The 15,756-nt window shown below is 51.4% G+C and carries 17 protein-coding genes; 8 read left to right on the forward strand and 9 right to left on the reverse strand.

The genetic code is table 11. The annotated features are described in order from the left end of the window. Positions 1-12 precede the first annotated feature (12 nt). Together cyoE and DUT67_RS16580 are read left to right on the forward strand one after the other, a co-directional pair. Complete coding sequence (cyoE, locus tag DUT67_RS16575) at positions 13-903, forward strand: heme o synthase (RefSeq protein ID WP_113632880.1); 891 nt, start codon at positions 13-15, stop codon at positions 901-903. Positions 904-1,124: 221 nt separating this feature from the next. After that, on the forward strand, positions 1,125-2,489 hold the full coding sequence (locus DUT67_RS16580) for an MFS transporter (RefSeq protein WP_113627179.1): 1,365 nt from the start codon (positions 1,125-1,127) through the stop codon (positions 2,487-2,489). 56 nt (positions 2,490-2,545) lie between these two features. Here DUT67_RS16580 and DUT67_RS16585 read toward each other — a convergent pair whose 3' ends face one another. Next, positions 2,546-3,037, reverse strand: coding sequence for a YajQ family cyclic di-GMP-binding protein (locus DUT67_RS16585; protein WP_011092731.1), 492 nt, complete (start codon positions 3,035-3,037; stop codon positions 2,546-2,548). A 188-nt stretch (positions 3,038-3,225) separates the two neighbouring features. On the opposite strand from DUT67_RS16585, the gene panE reads away from it, so the two are divergent. Both panE and yajL read left to right on the forward strand, forming a co-directional pair. After that, positions 3,226-4,134 carry a 2-dehydropantoate 2-reductase gene (panE, locus tag DUT67_RS16590; RefSeq protein ID WP_113627180.1) on the forward strand — a complete coding sequence of 303 codons (909 nt, stop codon included), beginning with the start codon at positions 3,226-3,228 and terminating at the stop codon, positions 4,132-4,134. Then, positions 4,097-4,687: a protein deglycase YajL gene (yajL, locus tag DUT67_RS16595; RefSeq protein WP_113627181.1), complete on the forward strand. Its 591-nt coding sequence runs from the start codon at positions 4,097-4,099 to the stop codon at positions 4,685-4,687. Before panE ends, yajL begins: the two co-directional genes overlap by 38 nt. Before the next feature lie 110 nt (positions 4,688-4,797). On the opposite strand, the gene thiI is transcribed toward yajL, so the two are convergent. Then, entirely contained in the window at positions 4,798-6,246 is a 1,449-nt protein-coding gene (thiI, locus tag DUT67_RS16600; RefSeq protein ID WP_113627182.1) for a tRNA uracil 4-sulfurtransferase ThiI, read from the reverse strand. Positions 6,247-6,499: 253 nt separating this feature from the next. Between thiI and xseB the strand changes: the two genes are divergently transcribed. Genes xseB through dxs form a run of 3 tightly spaced genes read left to right on the forward strand, consistent with a single transcriptional unit; the run spans position 6,500 to position 9,540 of the window. Further along, a complete protein-coding gene (gene xseB / locus DUT67_RS16605) occupies positions 6,500-6,748 on the forward strand; it encodes an exodeoxyribonuclease VII small subunit (RefSeq protein ID WP_113627183.1) in 249 nt (82 codons plus the stop codon). Then, positions 6,745-7,656: a (2E,6E)-farnesyl diphosphate synthase gene (gene ispA, locus DUT67_RS16610; protein WP_113627184.1), complete on the forward strand. Its 912-nt coding sequence runs from the start codon at positions 6,745-6,747 to the stop codon at positions 7,654-7,656. The genes xseB and ispA overlap by 4 nt, the downstream gene beginning before the upstream one ends. Before the next feature lie 18 nt (positions 7,657-7,674). Next, entirely contained in the window at positions 7,675-9,540 is a 1,866-nt protein-coding gene (dxs, locus tag DUT67_RS16615) for a 1-deoxy-D-xylulose-5-phosphate synthase (protein WP_113632881.1), read from the forward strand. A gap of 51 nt (positions 9,541-9,591) precedes the next feature. On the opposite strand, the gene pgpA is transcribed toward dxs, so the two are convergent. From pgpA to nrdR, 6 genes are all read right to left on the reverse strand, one after another. Then, a complete protein-coding gene (pgpA, locus tag DUT67_RS16620; protein WP_113632882.1) occupies positions 9,592-10,128 on the reverse strand; it encodes a phosphatidylglycerophosphatase A in 537 nt (178 codons plus the stop codon). Further along, complete coding sequence (thiL, locus tag DUT67_RS16625; RefSeq protein ID WP_113627187.1) at positions 10,103-11,083, reverse strand: thiamine-phosphate kinase; 981 nt, start codon at positions 11,081-11,083, stop codon at positions 10,103-10,105. Before thiL ends, pgpA begins: the two co-directional genes overlap by 26 nt. Positions 11,084-11,151: 68 nt before the next feature. Next, complete coding sequence (gene nusB, locus DUT67_RS16630) at positions 11,152-11,571, reverse strand: transcription antitermination factor NusB (protein WP_048259119.1); 420 nt, start codon at positions 11,569-11,571, stop codon at positions 11,152-11,154. A gap of 24 nt (positions 11,572-11,595) precedes the next feature. Continuing rightward, positions 11,596-12,072, reverse strand: coding sequence for a 6,7-dimethyl-8-ribityllumazine synthase (gene ribE, locus DUT67_RS16635; protein ID WP_048259118.1), 477 nt, complete (start codon positions 12,070-12,072; stop codon positions 11,596-11,598). A 109-nt stretch (positions 12,073-12,181) separates the two neighbouring features. Further along, positions 12,182-13,318, reverse strand: coding sequence for a bifunctional diaminohydroxyphosphoribosylaminopyrimidine deaminase/5-amino-6-(5-phosphoribosylamino)uracil reductase RibD (gene ribD / locus DUT67_RS16640; protein WP_113632883.1), 1,137 nt, complete (start codon positions 13,316-13,318; stop codon positions 12,182-12,184). Positions 13,319-13,353: 35 nt separating this feature from the next. Then, positions 13,354-13,803, reverse strand: coding sequence for a transcriptional regulator NrdR (gene nrdR, locus DUT67_RS16645; protein WP_011092719.1), 450 nt, complete (start codon positions 13,801-13,803; stop codon positions 13,354-13,356). 342 nt (positions 13,804-14,145) lie between these two features. Here nrdR and DUT67_RS16650 point away from each other — a divergent pair, with 342 nt between their 5' ends. Next, the gene (locus tag DUT67_RS16650; protein ID WP_048259116.1) at positions 14,146-14,715 is read left to right on the forward strand and encodes a DUF3251 domain-containing protein; all 570 of its coding nucleotides are present in this window, start codon (positions 14,146-14,148) and stop codon (positions 14,713-14,715) included. 68 nt (positions 14,716-14,783) lie between these two features. Here the strand turns inward: DUT67_RS16650 and secF are convergent, their stop codons facing one another. Further along, positions 14,784-15,752: a protein translocase subunit SecF gene (secF, locus tag DUT67_RS16655; protein WP_048259115.1), complete on the reverse strand. Its 969-nt coding sequence runs from the start codon at positions 15,750-15,752 to the stop codon at positions 14,784-14,786. Between the last annotated feature and the right edge of the window lie 4 nt (positions 15,753-15,756).

Genomic DNA, 15,756 nt, shown 5'->3' on the forward strand with positions numbered 1-15,756 from the left:
GAGCCGTAAAAGATGATTAAGCAATACCTGCAAGTTACTAAACCAGGAATTATTTTCGGAAATCTGATTTCCGTTATCGGTGGGTTTCTCCTTGCGGCACAAGGCCGCATTGATTATCCCTTGTTTCTCGCCACCCTCGTGGGTGTGTCGTTAGTCGTTGCGTCTGGCTGCGTGTTTAACAACGTCATTGACCGCGACATCGACAAGAAAATGGAGAGAACCAAAAATCGGGTTCTGGTAAAAGGACTGATTTCGCTGAAGGTAACGCTGGTTTACGCATCGCTGTTAGGTATTGCGGGCTTTGCTCTGCTGTACATCGCAGCCAACCCGCTGGCTATGTGGCTGGCGGTGATGGGCTTCGTCGTGTATGTCGGTGTGTATAGCCTGTACATGAAGCGGCATTCTGTTTATGGCACGCTGATTGGTAGCCTGTCCGGCGCAGCACCACCGGTTATCGGTTACTGTGCCGTCAGTAACCAGTTCGACGCTGGCGCGTTGATTCTGCTGTTAATCTTTAGCCTGTGGCAGATGCCGCATTCCTACGCGATTGCAATTTTCCGCTTCAAGGATTATCAGGCAGCCAACATCCCCGTTCTGCCGGTGGTGAAAGGTATCTCCGTTGCGAAAAACCACATCACGCTCTATATCGTCGCGTTTGCAGTAGCAACATTGATGCTGTCTCTCGGCGGCTATGCCGGCTATAAATATCTGATCGTTGCCGCAGCAGTCAGCGTGTGGTGGTTGGGTATGGCATTGTCTGGCTATAAAAACGCAATTGATGACCGCGTATGGGCAAGAAAATTGTTTGTTTTCTCCATCGTCGCGATTACCTCACTGAGCGTCATGATGTCCGTGGATTCAATTGCTCCAACGCATGAAGTCCTACTGACCTACCTGCGTTAATCACAAGCTTCGTTCTATGCATTAAGAAAAACAGGTGGCTCGTCCACCTGTTTTTTTATGGCAAACGTCCTACACGCCAGTCACAAACGACGTTAAAAACGCTCCCTGTATTTTTTCTTTTCCCCCTATTTCCCCTTCCGCCAAATCACGTAACAAACCTATCGTTTACTGTCTGGCCAATAACACACTAAAATAGCGCCAATTGTTTTCAGAGGTAATGAATGAACGATAATAAAATGACCCCAGGCGAATTACGCGCCACATGGGGCTTGGGTGCCGTTTTTTCACTACGCATGCTTGGCATGTTCATGGTGTTGCCCGTTCTGACCACCTACGGTATGGCATTACAAGGTGCCAGTGAAGCACTGATCGGGATTGCGATTGGTATCTATGGCTTGATGCAGGCTATTTTCCAGATCCCCTTCGGTCTGGTCTCCGACCGCATTGGCAGAAAGCCGTTGATCGTCGGGGGGCTGCTGATTTTTGCACTTGGTAGCGTCATCGCTGCACTGAGCGATTCTATTTGGGGCATTATCCTTGGCCGAGCATTGCAAGGCGCGGGCGCCATCTCTGCCGCCGTCATGGCGCTGCTTTCAGACCTGACTCGTGAACAGAACCGAACCAAGGCCATGGCATTTATCGGCGTGAGCTTTGGCGTCACCTTTGCTATCGCGATGGTCGTTGGCCCTATCGTTACCCACGCCTTCGGTTTGCAGGCGCTCTTCTGGGGCATCGCCGTCCTATCACTCGCGGGTATTGCTATCACGCTGACCCTGATTCCTTCTGCACCCGCACACGTCCTAAACCGAGAATCAGCGATGGTGCGTGGTAGTTTCCGTAAAGTACTCGGCAATAGCCGCCTGCTGAAACTGAATATCGGCATCATGTGTTTGCATATTTTATTAATGTCGAGCTTCGTCGCGCTACCCCGCGCAATGGAATCCGCAGGACTGGCTCCGCAGGAACAATGGAAAGTCTATCTGGTCACCATGCTGGTCTCCTTTGCTGGCGTCGTGCCTTTCATCATTTATGCTGAAGTGAAAAGACGGATGAAGCAGGTCTTCATCGGCTGCATCGTGGTACTGGTAGCGGCAGAGATTGTTCTGTGGGCGTCAGGTAACCATCTCTGGCAAATTATCGTCGGCGTACAGCTGTTTTTCCTGGCTTTCAACGTCATGGAAGCGCTGTTGCCATCGCTAATCAGCAAGGAATCACCTGCGGGGTATAAAGGCACTGCAATGGGCGTTTACTCCACCACACAGTTTATCGGTGTAGCAATTGGAGGAAGTCTCGGTGGCGGGCTGTTTGAGCTTTATGGTGCATCCGCTGTGTTTATGGCTGGCATAGCTATTGCGGCCATCTGGCTACTTGTCAGCTTCACCATGCAGGAACCGCCCTACCTTAGCAGCCTGAGAATCGCACTGTCCGATTTAGCATTGCAGGATAGTGAGCTGGAACAGAGAATTCGCACCCAGCCAGGCGTCGCCGAAGTGGTTATCGTGCCGGATGAATACAGCGCCTACGTGAAGATAGACAGCAAAAAGACCAATCGCCAACAGTTAGAACAATTAGCGGGTCAAGCCTAAGTTAAGCAAAAAGCCAGCTTTCGCTGGCTTTTTTCATCGGCAGATGGCTAAAAGCATCAATCACGGAAGTTGGTAAATTGGAACGGCTGTCCCAGATTGCCACCACGAATTAACGCCATCACACCTTGTAAATCATCACGTGCTTTACCGGTGACGCGTACCTGTTCACCCTGAATCTGCGCCTGCACTTTCAACTTGCTGTCTTTGATCAGCTTGATGAGTTGCTTCGCCAGCGTAGTTTCAATGCCTTGCTTCAGCTTCGCTTCCACACTGTACGTTTTGCCGCTGTGTTCCATCTCTTCAGGGATCTCCAGCGCACCGCCTTCAATACCTCGCTTAACTAGCTTTTCACGCAGAATATCAACCAGCTGTTGTACCTGAAAATCAGATTCGCTGGCCACTTTGATACTCTGTGATTTCTCATTCAGTTCAAAGCTGGCCGGAACATTACGAAAATCCCAGCGGGTGCTCAGATCGCGTGTCGCATTTTCCACCGCGTTACGGACTTCCTGCATATCAATTTCCGAAACAATATCGAAAGATGGCATAATTCGCTCTCCTGACAAATTTGGCTGGCGAGCATAATAACCGCTCTTCTGCGATAAGCAAGATGCCAGACACGATCCCGATTTTTACTCTGCATCAGGTAAACTGGCCGAATAGCACAAGATCACGATGTGAATGATAGCCTAAGATGAGCGATCGACAGCGCCCGCATCAAACAAGGGAGACGCACATGAAAATCACCGTTCTTGGCTGTGGCGCGCTGGGCCAACTTTGGCTCGCCGCGTTACATCAGCAAGGGCATGATGTCCAAGGATGGCTGCGCATTCCGCAACCGTATTGTTCGGTCAATGTCACCATGCTGGACGGTCAGCACTGCAATCTCAACCTGACAGCTAACGATCCCGATCATCTTGCCCAGAGCGAACTGCTGCTGGTCACGCTAAAAGCCTGGCAAGTTTCCGATGCCATTACCGTACTGTTGCCCCAGCTTAACCCACATTGCACGATTCTGCTGTTACATAACGGGATGGGTACGCGGGAAGAGTTGCCGTCACTACAGCAGCCGCTGGTGCTAGGTATCACCACTCATGCAGCACGGCGCGACGCAACCAACGTTGTACACGTTGCCGCAGGCACGACGCATATCGGTACGTTTAACGGGGACAGCAGTCAAAGTCATTTAGCTGAAATGCTACATCAGGCCTTGCCGGATGTAGCCTGGCATACCAACATTAGCGCCACTTGCTGGCTGAAGCTGGCAGCTAACTGCGTCATCAATCCGCTAACGGTGAAATATCACTGCACCAATGGCGAGCTTTCGGCCTACCCGGAGCTTATTGCCTCACTTTGTCAGGAAGTGGTCAGCGTCATGGAACGGGAAGGCTTCCATACATCGCGAGATAGCCTACTTATCTACGTTAATCAAATTATTCAGAACACCGCGGCAAATACCTCATCGATGTTGCAGGACATCATCGCTCAGCGGCATACCGAAATTGACTACATCACTGGGTATTTACTGCGCCGTGCGCGTCTCCACGGCCTGATACTCCCCGAAAATGCCCGCCTGTTTGACTATATTAAGCAAAAGGAAAATGATTATGACCGCATCGGCGCTGGTGTGTCTGGCACCTGGTAGTGAAGAAATTGAAGCCGTCACCACCATAGATTTGCTTGTCCGCGCGGGTATAACGGTAACACTCGCTAGCGTAGCCAGCGATGGCAATCTTGAAATCGTCTGCTCACGCGGAGTCAGGCTATTGGCCGATGCGCCACTGGCTATGGTCGCCGATCGGCCTTTCGATGTCCTGGTGTTACCGGGTGGGCTAAAAGGCGCGGAGTGCTTCCGCGATAGCCCAATTCTGGTGGAGTGCATTCGACAAACGCATCTGGAAGGAAAAATTGTCGCCGCGATGTGTGCAACGCCTGCTCTGGTGCTTGAATATCATCAATTGTTCCCCGTGGGAAACATGACGGGTTATCCCACATTCAAAGAAAGTATCGCACCAGAGAAATGGATGGAAAAACGCGTCGTCTACGATCCACGCGTGAATTTGCTAACCACACAAGGGCCTGGCACCAGCATGGATTTCGCTCTGAAGATCATTGATTTGCTACTGGGGAAAGAAAAAGCCGCCGAGGTCGCCGCACAGCTCATTCTGCCGCCGGGAATTTATAACTATCACGATTAACGTAGATGAAAAAGGCGCTTGCGCGTGTTCGATACGGCGATAAATCTATTTGAGGAACGAAAACGGTGATAATGGAATGCAAGTCTAAGGCGCTTGCGCGCCTTATTCTATTACGGACGGTATACCTTCACATTGCTAAAACCTTGCTCACGCAGGTAAAGCGCCTGCAAGCGACTCATCACGCCACGCTCGCAGTAAAGCAGGTAGGTTTTGCTCTGATCCAAATCGCCAAACTGCGTACCCAGCTTGTAGAACGGCAAGGATTTGATTTCGATCTGAGCCAATTCAAGCGGCTTATCATCCTGTTCATCTGGAGAACGGATATCCAGCAGTACGTCGGTTGGCGTAAATGATGCAACCGTTTCGACTTCAACCACTTCTTGCTTGGTCTGCTCGGAGATCTCACGAATATCAATATTGCGCGCTTCGCTCACCACACGATCCAGGATAGAGAAATCAAAGTGGCCCTCTTCGGCCTCAATCTTCGCTTTCACTGCCTTCACCGTCGGGCTTTTGGAGATCACACCGCAGTATTCCGGCATCGTTTTAGCGAAATCTTCCGTGCCCAGTTCGCGAGCCTGTTTGATAATGTGTTCTTTATCATGAGAAATCAGCGGGCGCAGAATCAGGGTATCGGAGGCATTGTCGATTAAACGCAGGTTAGTCAGCGTCTGGCTGGAAACCTGCCCTAACGCTTCACCGGTCACCAACGCCTGAACACCGTAACGCTCGGCAATTTTGGAGGCAGCACGCACCATCATACGTTTCAGCACGACGCCCATCTGGCCGTCATCGACCTTCTCCAGAATTTCACCGACAACGGGATCGAAATCGATAGCAACAAAACGAACACGGTGTGAACTTCCAAAACGGTTCCACAGATAATGTGCCACCTGTTTCACACCAATCTCGTGTGCTGCGCCGCCAAGGTTGAAGAAGCAGTAATGCACGCGGCATCCGCGACGCATCAACATATAGCTGGATACACCGGAGTCGAAACCACCGGAAATCAGTGATAACACATCTTCCTGCGTGCCAATCGGATAGCCGCCGATCCCCTCATTGCGACCTTTAATCAGCAGCAGACGATCCTGTTCGATTTCCAGATGCACAGTGACCTGCGGCGCAGTGAGGTTGACTCGCGCAGTCTCAATATGCTGGTTCAAACCGCCGCCAACATAGCGCTCCACGTCCTGTGAGCTAAACTCATGCTTACCGCGGCGTTTTACCCGCACACAAAACGTCTTGCCTTCCAACCGTTCACGATACAGCACCAACGCCTGTTCAAAGATGTTGTGCACGTCGGTATAGGCGTGGTCTTCAACTTCCAGAATATGGTGAATACCCGGAATTCTCGTCAGTGCATCACGAATCGCTTCACGCTGATTTTCGTCTTTAGCCCGAACTTCGATATGATCCCAGTGACGGACAACCGCCAGCGTTTCATCATAGTGTTTTAATACGTTGCGAATGTTTCCGGTTAGAATCTTGATAAAGCGCAACCGAACAGATTGGCTCTTGATGGTGATTTCCGGGAACAATTTAATGATAAACTTCATGGTGGCTGTCGTTACTTGATCAGAAAGGTGTAAATAAATTTACCCTGGGCACTAAAATCACGTTATCGGTAAAATCAGCCAGAACAGAGATGATTTTACCAATAGCATCCAAGGCGCGGAGTATATCATTATATGCAGATATACTGTGCGTTTTAACCGTATAATCGTCGCGCCATCCACGGATGACCAAACGCAACACCACGCTTTGCCGCCACAAGCCAACGGCGTATAACACCAGGATTCCGAAACCACTATGCCTAAGAAGACCGAGCAGCCAGTCAGCTTTGAAAGCTCACTGAACGAACTGGAAAAAATCGTTACCCGCCTCGAATCAGGTGAACTGCCGCTGGACGATGCGCTAAATGAGTTTGAGCATGGCATCCAGCTCGCTCGTCAAGGGCAGCAAAAGCTGCAACAGGCCGAACAGCGCGTGCAAATTCTGCTGAGCGACGATCCCGATGCGTCGCTGTCACCGTTTACGCCGGATAATGACACGCTATGACCGATTTTAGTACGCAACTGAATGCGCATTACCAACGTACTAACCGTATGTTGGGGCACTTCATCGCCAGCCTCCCCTTTCAGAGTAGTCCACTGGTCAATGCGATGGAGTATGGCTCACTCTTAGGGGGCAAACGCCTGCGTCCGTTTCTGGTTTATACTACTGGTGAACTGTTTGGCATGCCGCTAGAAAGTCTGGATGCTCCGGCTTCGGCAGTAGAGTGTATCCATGCCTATTCATTGATTCATGACGATTTACCGGCGATGGACGACGACGATTTGCGCCGCGGACAGCCGACCTGCCATATCAAATTTGGCGAAGCCACTGCCATTCTAGCGGGCGACGCATTGCAAACGCTGGCCTTCTCTATTCTGGCCGATGCGCCGATGCCGCAGGTCTCTGACCGCGATCGGCTGGCGATGATTTCAGAACTCGCGCAGGCAAGTGGCGTAGCTGGCATGTGCGGCGGTCAGGCTTTCGATCTGGAAGCAGAAGGCCATCAGGTCGATTTGACTGCATTAGAGCGGATTCATCGCCACAAAACAGGCGCCTTGATCCGCGCCGCCGTTCGGATGGGTGCGCTAGCCGCGGGTGATACTGGCCGCGCAGCATTGCCCCATCTGGATCGCTACGCTAACGCGATTGGGCTCGCCTTTCAGGTTCAGGACGATATTCTCGATGTTGTTGGCGACAGCGCGACAACAGGCAAACGTCAGGGTGCAGACCAGCAGTTAGGTAAAAGCACCTACCCCAGTTTACTGGGGTTAGATAATGCACGAAAAAAAGCACAGGAGCTCTATCAGGAATCACTGGCATCGCTCGACGATCTTGTCGCATCCAGCCCGATCCCCCTGAATATTGCGCCACTACAAGCGCTGGCGAATTTCATCGTTGAACGCGATAAGTAATTACTTAATGAGTCTCTAATGAGTTTTGATACCGCGAAGTACCCTACATTGGCGTTAGTGGAAACACCGGATGAACTTCGGTTGCTACCGAAAGAGAGCCTGCCAAAGCTGTGCGATGAGCTGCGCCAATATCTGCTGGACAGCGTCAGCCGTTCAAGTGGACATTTTGCTTCAGGGTTAGGGACGGTTGAGTTAACGGTTGCGCTGCACTACGTCTATAACACGCCTTTTGATCATCTGGTGTGGGATGTCGGCCATCAGGCTTACCCGCACAAGATCCTCACAGGTCGTCGCGATCGGATTTCAACAATCCGCCAAAAAGGCGGTTTGCACCCCTTTCCGTGGCGCGATGAAAGTGAATATGATGTATTAAGCGTCGGACATTCATCCACCTCAATCAGTGCTGGACTGGGTATGGCCGTTGCCGCCGAGCGTGAAGGCAAAGGTCGCCGTACCGTTTGTGTAATCGGTGACGGCGCAATTACCGCAGGCATGGCCTTTGAGGCAATGAACCACGCGGGCGACATTAAATCCGATCTATTGGTTGTGCTGAACGACAATGAAATGTCGATTTCGGAAAACGTCGGCGCATTGAACAACCATCTCGCACAACTGTTATCCGGCAAGCTCTACGCCAGCCTGCGTGAAGGCGGTAAAAAGGTCTTATCCGGCCTGCCTCCCATCAAAGAGCTGGTGAAACGCACCGAAGAGCACCTTAAAGGCATGGTTGTGCCAGGTACACTATTTGAAGAGCTGGGCTTTAATTATATTGGTCCAGTTGACGGCCATGACGTTCAGGCATTGGCGCATACGCTGAAAAACATGCGCAATCTGAAAGGCCCACAGCTTCTGCACATCATGACGAAGAAAGGCAAGGGTTACGCCCCCGCCGAGCAGGACCCGATCAGTTGGCACGCGGTACCAAAATTCGATCCAGCCAGCGGTACGTTGCCAAAAAGCAAAGAAGGCGCACAACCCACCTATTCCAAAATCTTCGGTCAATGGCTACAGGAAACTGCAGCCAAAGACAGCAAGCTCATGGCGGTCACGCCAGCGATGCGCGAAGGATCCGGCATGGTGCAATTTTCCCGTGACTATCCGCAGCAATATTTTGACGTGGCGATTGCCGAACAACACGCCGTCACATTTGCTGCGGGTCTGGCTGTCGGTGGCTATCATCCGGTCGTCGCCATTTACTCTACTTTCCTGCAACGTGCCTACGATCAGGTTATCCACGACGTGGCGATCCAGAATCTACCGGTTCTGTTTGCTATCGATCGCGGCGGCATCGTCGGTGCCGATGGGCAAACGCATCAGGGTGCATTCGATCTCTCTTTCTTACGTTGCATCCCAAATATGATCATCATGACGCCCAGCGATGAAAATGAATGTCGCCAGATGCTGCACACGGGCTATCACTACCAGAAAGGTCCTACGGCGGTACGTTACCCACGTGGAAACGGTACGGGTACTGAGCTGACAGCACTATCAGAGCTGCCAATCGGCAAAGGTGTGGTGCGCCGTCAGGGCGAAACGATCGCGATTCTGAATTTCGGTACACTGTTACCGGAAGCTCAGGCTGCGGCAGAGAAGTTAAACGCCACGCTCGTCGACATGCGTTTCGTGAAACCGCTGGATGAAGCGTTACTTGAAGAGCTGGCGCAGTCTCATAGCACGTTTGTGACGCTGGAAGAGAATGCGATTATGGGCGGTGCAGGGAGCGGTGTTAATGAATTCTTGATGGCGAAACGCCTTGCTGTCTCGGTACTAAACATTGGGCTACCAGACGTATTTATCCCACAAGGTTCGCAGGAAGAAATTCGCGTCGATCTAGGTCTGGATGCTGCAGGCATTGAGCGCAGAATCACGCAGTGGATGGAATAAGCGATTAACGCAAACCGGGGCACATGACCCCGGTTAACTAATGACGTGGCGTCAGAATATCGGCCAGTGATGGCCGATAAAATAGATAATTCCCGCAGAGATCACCCCCGCGACGATATCATCGATCATGATCCCCATACCGCCATGCACGTTGCGATCAAACCAGCGAATCGGCCAAGGCTTCCAAATATCCAGACAGCGAAAGACGAAAAATCCCGCCGCTACCCATTGCCAGCTATCCACCGGGATCGCCATCAGGGTAATCCACATACCGACAAATTCGTCCCAGACGATGCTGCCGTGATCGTGAACACCCATATCTTTTGCCGTTTGATGACACAGGTAAACACCGATACAAATACTCAGCATCACCAACAGCGAATACAATTCAAGCGGCAGGAACGACATGAAATACCACAGTGGAATCGCTGCCAGCGATCCTACCGTACCCGGCATCCAAGGCGATAAACCGCTACCAAACCCCGTCGCCAACAAGTGCCACGGATTACTCAGCCGTAAGCGGCGTTTTGCCACTTCAGCGCCTTTCGTCTTATTCTCGGAATCAGTTTTGCTCGCTAAAATGGTCATACCCCTTCCAGTTCAGCTCGGTCGCTTTATTATCCCTGAAAAAACGTAATCCTTCAGATGAAGGCCCGATTTGCCCGATACAGGTATAGGCGGCACCGAGATGCCCCAAGGCAAGCTCCAGCGCACCACGGTTAATTTCCGGCACGGTAAAGCACAGCTCATAGTCTTCACCACCAGATAACGCCCAGCGCAAAGCCTGTTCTTCGTCAGTACAGCTTCGCAACCAATCAGATTGTGGGATCGCGTCCAGATGAATACGCGCACCGCATTCGCTGGCTTTAAGTATATGCTGTAGATCAGAAATGAGACCGTCGGAAAGATCGATAGCCGAGCTGGCGAGATCGCGCAGCGCCTGCCCTTGCAGGATTCTGGGCTGAGGACGAAGATGACGCTGAAGCAGCCCTTGCCGCGCTCCATCATCATCAACGTGAAGTCGATTCTGGAGGATAGCCAGACCAGCAGCGCTATCACCTAATGATCCAGTAACATAAATCCAATCGCCAATTCTGGCCCCACGGCGCGTTAACGCTCGGCCAACAGGCACCAGACCGTGGATAGTCAGCGTCAGGCTAAGCGGACCGCGCGTCGTATCACCGCCCACCAACTGCATGCCATAATAATCAAGCAGTTCAAATAAGCTGTCACTGTACGCGGACAGCCATTGGCTGTTGCTTTGAGGTAGGGTAATAGCGAGAGAAAGCCAGGCAGGATCGGCGCCCATTGCAGCCAGATCGCTTAAATTCACTGCCAGAGATTTGTAACCCAGATCGGCGGGATCGATATCAGGTAGGAAATGAACACCAGATACCAGCGTGTCGGTACTCACCGCCAGCATCTGCTTATCTGCCACCGTGAGTAACGCACAGTCATCACCGATGCCTAATTCAACATCGCGACGTGAACTTCGAACCCGATTAAAATAGCGGGCAATAAGGTCAAACTCACCTTCAACCATAACCTTTCCAGCCAACCTATCATTCAAAAGCGATCAGGGCCGGATATCCGGCCCTGATTCGATTCATTTTACTTCTTGCCTTTCCGTACACTCGGAGCAGCTTTGTCGAGCACGCCATTCACAAACTTATGGCTATCTTCAGCGCCGAAGATTTTAGCCAGTTCGATGGCCTCGTTAATCGCCACCTTGTAAGGAACGTCTTCGCGCTTGCTCAGCTCAAACATCGCCAAACGCAGAATCGCTTTTTCAACCTGTCCCAATTCGTTAATCTGGCGAGACAGGAAAGGTGCCATCAGTTGATCAAGCTTCTCAGCTTGAGTGGCAACGCCCGCCAGCAATTCACGGAAATAGGTAATGTCGACATCTTTGACATCCTGCTCGCTCAGGAATTGGTGTTCAACATCGGCAATATCATTTTTAGATAATTGCCAGGAGTAAAGCGCTTGAACCGCACATTCACGAGCGCGGCGACGAGCAGCAGGTTTCACGGAATTCCCCTTACTTAATCAGGCTTACTTAATCGCTTTCAATACATTAATCATTTCTAGCGCGGTCAAGGCAGCTTCTGCACCTTTGTTCCCCGCTTTCGTGCCAGCACGCTCAATCGCCTGTTCAATACTTTCCGTCGTCAGAACGCCGAAAGAAACAGGGATTTCGCTGTCCATCGCAACGGAGGACAGGCCAGAGCTACATTCGCCAGCAACAAATTCAAAATGCGCTGTTCCACCACGGATGACCGTTCCCAGAGCAATAACAGCATCATAACCGCCATTTTTCGCGCTTTTGGTCAGCGCACGAACCGTCAATGGCAGTTCGTAAGCACCCGGCACCCAGACAACGGTGATGTTTTCGTCTTTAACCTGACCAATGCGTTTCAAGGCATCAATCGCACCTTGCAGCAGGCTGTCGTTAATAAAATGGTTAAAACGCGCAATCGCAATCGCCACACGAGCATCAGGAGTAGCAACAACACCTTCGATAACGTTCATAGCTTTCCTTTATCTGGTCTTTATGCCCCGCAGGGGGGCGGATTCTATCATAATTTTTGCTGGCACGTATTCGGTTTTGTCGAACACGCACCGCGTATTTACATGCACATCAGAATTTGGGTCTCAGGCGTAATCGTAAATCTGGGCCAACCTGGCGCACTTCTGCGATGTCAAATTCCGGAGCCTGAGACAGCTGATCCAGCCCTGGCAAGAGGCAAAGCGAACGAGCATTTTCACCCAATAGTTTGGGGGCAAGATAAACGATAAGTTCATCAACGACACCAGCATTAAGCAGCGCCCCAGCCAGACTGGCACCCGCTTCAACCCAGACAGAGTTAATCTGACGTCTTCCCAGCACCATCATCAGCGCCACCAGATCAACCCCACCATTGTGCTGCGGTAGCATGACTTGTTCAACGCCCAGTGGCCATGTCTGTTCATCAGCCTGCACTCGTGCTAGCCAGGTCTCACCCGGTTGGCTAACAATCCGATGCTGTGGTGTAACCCGCTGTTGGCCGTCTACAATGACCCGAACGGGCTGCCTGAGATCGGCTTCGGAATAGCGCTTCTGGACATCAGCATCCAGTTCTGACCACCGTACAGTGAGAGAAGGATCGTCGGCCAAGACTGTCGCACTGCTGCTTAGAATCGCCGCACTCTCAGCGCGAAAACGCTGTACATCCTGCCGTGCCTGCGGTGAAGTAATCCACTGGCTTTCTCCCGATGCCATCGCAGTGCGCCCATCCAAAGACGCCGCCATTTTGAGTTGCATGTAAGGAAAGCCCGTCCGCATACGTTTCAGGAAGCCTACATTAACTTTCTCGGCTTCAGCCATCATCAAGCCATGGCTAACGGCAATCCCCACTTGCTGTAAGCGATGTAAACCACGACCCGCAACCTGCGGGTTTGGATCCTGCATTGCAGCAACCACACGGGAAACGCCAGCAGTAATCAGCGCATCGGCGCAAGGCGGCGTTCGGCCATGGTGGCTGCACGGTTCCAGCGTGACATAGGCCGTGGCGCCATGCGCACGTTCCCCCGCCATTCTCAGCGCATGTACCTCTGCGTGAGGTTCACCAGCACGGAAATGGTAGCCTTCGCCGACAATTTCGCCATCACGCACGATCACGCAGCCAACATTAGGGTTGGGTGCTGTCGTAAAACGGCCACGACGCGCCAGTTCTAACGCACGCGCCATGTATAATTCATCCTGCGGCGACTGGCCGTTTTCCTGAAAAGCACTCATTCCCGAACCTCTTATCTCTGTCGAATCGATACGATTTAATCCTGCAAACGCGCAATCTCTTCGCCAAATTCACGGATATCTTCAAAGCTGCGATACACCGATGCAAACCGGATATAAGCGACTTTATCCAGCTTTCTCAATGCTTCCATCACCAAATTCCCCACCATCTTGGTGGTCACCTCTCGTTCTCCGGTAGCACGAAGATGAGATTTAATGTGATTAATCGCCATTTCGACGTCATCAGAACTCACAGGCCTTTTTTCCAGCGCCTTTAGCATGCCGCTGCGCAATTTATCTTCATTAAAAGGCTCGCGCACTTCATTGCTTTTGATGACTCGCGGCAGTACCAGTTCAGCCACTTCAAACGTGGTGAAACGTTCATGACAAACCAGACACTGCCGACGACGACGGACTTGCGAACCTTCGCCGACCAGACGGGAATCAATGACTTTGGTATCAACAGCGGAACAAAACGGGCAATGCATGATGTGTCCTGACCAGTAATCCTTAACGTAGAGACAGTTTACCCTGAATTAACGGACTAACCAAAACTCCTGATCCACGTTGCGAAGGGTTTCGCATCTCTTCTGATAGCGGGATGAAAAAAGCCGCCTCTCCTATGACTCAGGCTTAATCACAGCTAAACTCAGCAACAGGGATTAACGGATCAATGAATATACCCTAAATAATTCGAGTTGCAGGAAGGCGGCAAGCGAGGGAATCCCGATGAGCTTACTTGAGTAAGTGATTCGGGTGACTGAACGAAGCCAACGCACATGCGGCTTGAAGTATGACGGGTATAAAACATCGAAAGGGGAAACACAGATATGAGAACCCGATATCGCGTACTGACCTTCCTGCCAGCACTACTTTTGCTTGCTGGGTGCGCCGAACAGCGCCAGATGCCAAAATTGCAGAATCAGATAGGTCAGTTAAATCAGCAATTACAAACGCTGACCGATCAGGCCACCGCGTTAGAACGACAAAATGCGTTGAACTCCCAATCCACCTCCGGCGTTTATTTACTGCCCGCAGCACAAACCAGCACCATGCTGGAAAGCAGTATTGGCAGACTCAGCGTATCGCTACGCAATATCGAGACAGAAGCGAACGGAACAAGTGCGTTACTGCACATTCGCACACTTGATGCGAAAGGGCTGCCAGCCTTTGGCGCACAGCTTGATTGGGGACGACTCGACCCCGTGAGTGGTAAACCTTTAGCTGGCGACACACAGACACAGTCTTTTGTTGTCTCTCCCACGCTGTTACCAAAATCCGAAGCACTTATTGAATTACGTCTGAGCGGCCTGTCGCCGGAAGAACTTGGTTTTGTTCGAGTGCATCAGGTTCAGGAAATACAAAGTCCGCCACCTGTTGCCGCAACCGAGTCCCCCTAACACATGTCCCTGCGCTAAAATGCAAAAAACCCCGCAACGCGGGGTTTTTTATGTTTACGGTCAGCAGATTAAGGCAGGATAGACGGTTGGTCCGCCCCTTCTTTTTCCACTTTTTGAACCAGCAGGTGTTCACGCGTCATACCCAGTTTCAGCGCCAGAGCAGAAGAAACGTAGATAGAAGAGATCGTACCGATGATTACACCGATAAACATCGTCAGTGAGAAGCCATGCAATAACGCGCCACCGAAGACCATCAAAATCAAAATCATCGCCAGCGTGGTTGCTGAAGTGATGATGGTACGGTGCAGCGTCTGCGTCAGAGAAATGTTGGTAATTTCGTAAGGCGTTCCACGACGAATCTTGCGGAAGTTCTCACGAATACGGTCAGACACGACGATCTTATCGTTAAGTGAATAACCAATTACCGACATCAGCGAGGCAATTATCGTTAGGTCAACCTCAACATAAAACAGAGATAGTAGACCCATCGTAATAATTACATCGTGCGCCAAGGCCAGCACGGCCCCCAACGCCAGACGCCATTCAAAGCGAAAACCGATATAAATAAGGATGGCAATCAACGCAGACAACAGCGCCAGTGCGCCTGCCTGTGCCAAATCGCTTCCCACGCTCGGCCCGACGAACTCAATACGTTTTACCGTTGCATGCTGCTGGAAGGTATCATTCACCACCGTCAGCACTTTGTTACCGAGCGCTTCGTTTTCGCTGCCAGAAACGGGTGGCATACGCACCATCACGTCACGGCTGCTACCGAAATTCTGCACCTGTGGCTCTGAAAAACCAGAGGTTTCCAATGAGCTACGCAGTACATCGAGATCGATAGGTTTCTCAAGGTTAATCTCAATGACTGTACCACCGGTAAAGTCGAGCCCCCAGTTGAAACCACGTACACCCATGATCGCGATAGAGATAATGATCAGCAGACCGGAAATCACAAATGCCAATGTGTCCCAGCGCATGAAATCATAGACTTTACGCCCATGGTTTAGTTGTTCAATGCTGTATTCCTGTGCCACAACG

The organism is Pectobacterium peruviense, assembly GCF_003312355.2.
GTDB lineage: Bacteria > Pseudomonadota > Gammaproteobacteria > Enterobacterales > Enterobacteriaceae > Pectobacterium > Pectobacterium peruviense.

Excerpts from the sequence above, each read along its gene's own strand:
- xseB (WP_113627183.1), top strand. The coding sequence starts at position 6,500 with ATGCCTAAGAAGACCGAGCAGCCAGTCAGCTTTGAAAGCTCACTGAAC.
- yajL (WP_113627181.1), top strand. The coding sequence starts at position 4,097 with ATGACCGCATCGGCGCTGGTGTGTCTGGCACCTGGTAGTGAAGAAATT.
- ribE (WP_048259118.1), bottom strand. The coding sequence starts at position 12,072 with ATGAACGTTATCGAAGGTGTTGTTGCTACTCCTGATGCTCGTGTGGCG.
- dxs (WP_113632881.1), top strand. The coding sequence starts at position 7,675 with ATGAGTTTTGATACCGCGAAGTACCCTACATTGGCGTTAGTGGAAACA.
- ribD (WP_113632883.1), bottom strand. The coding sequence starts at position 13,318 with ATGAGTGCTTTTCAGGAAAACGGCCAGTCGCCGCAGGATGAATTATAC.
- DUT67_RS16580 (WP_113627179.1), top strand. The coding sequence starts at position 1,125 with ATGAACGATAATAAAATGACCCCAGGCGAATTACGCGCCACATGGGGC.
- DUT67_RS16650 (WP_048259116.1), top strand. The coding sequence starts at position 14,146 with ATGAGAACCCGATATCGCGTACTGACCTTCCTGCCAGCACTACTTTTG.
- cyoE (WP_113632880.1), top strand. The coding sequence starts at position 13 with ATGATTAAGCAATACCTGCAAGTTACTAAACCAGGAATTATTTTCGGA.
- nrdR (WP_011092719.1), bottom strand. The coding sequence starts at position 13,803 with ATGCATTGCCCGTTTTGTTCCGCTGTTGATACCAAAGTCATTGATTCC.
- panE (WP_113627180.1), top strand. The coding sequence starts at position 3,226 with ATGAAAATCACCGTTCTTGGCTGTGGCGCGCTGGGCCAACTTTGGCTC.
- pgpA (WP_113632882.1), bottom strand. The coding sequence starts at position 10,128 with ATGACCATTTTAGCGAGCAAAACTGATTCCGAGAATAAGACGAAAGGC.
- thiL (WP_113627187.1), bottom strand. The coding sequence starts at position 11,083 with ATGGTTGAAGGTGAGTTTGACCTTATTGCCCGCTATTTTAATCGGGTT.
- DUT67_RS16585 (WP_011092731.1), bottom strand. The coding sequence starts at position 3,037 with ATGCCATCTTTCGATATTGTTTCGGAAATTGATATGCAGGAAGTCCGT.
- thiI (WP_113627182.1), bottom strand. The coding sequence starts at position 6,246 with ATGAAGTTTATCATTAAATTGTTCCCGGAAATCACCATCAAGAGCCAA.
- ispA (WP_113627184.1), top strand. The coding sequence starts at position 6,745 with ATGACCGATTTTAGTACGCAACTGAATGCGCATTACCAACGTACTAAC.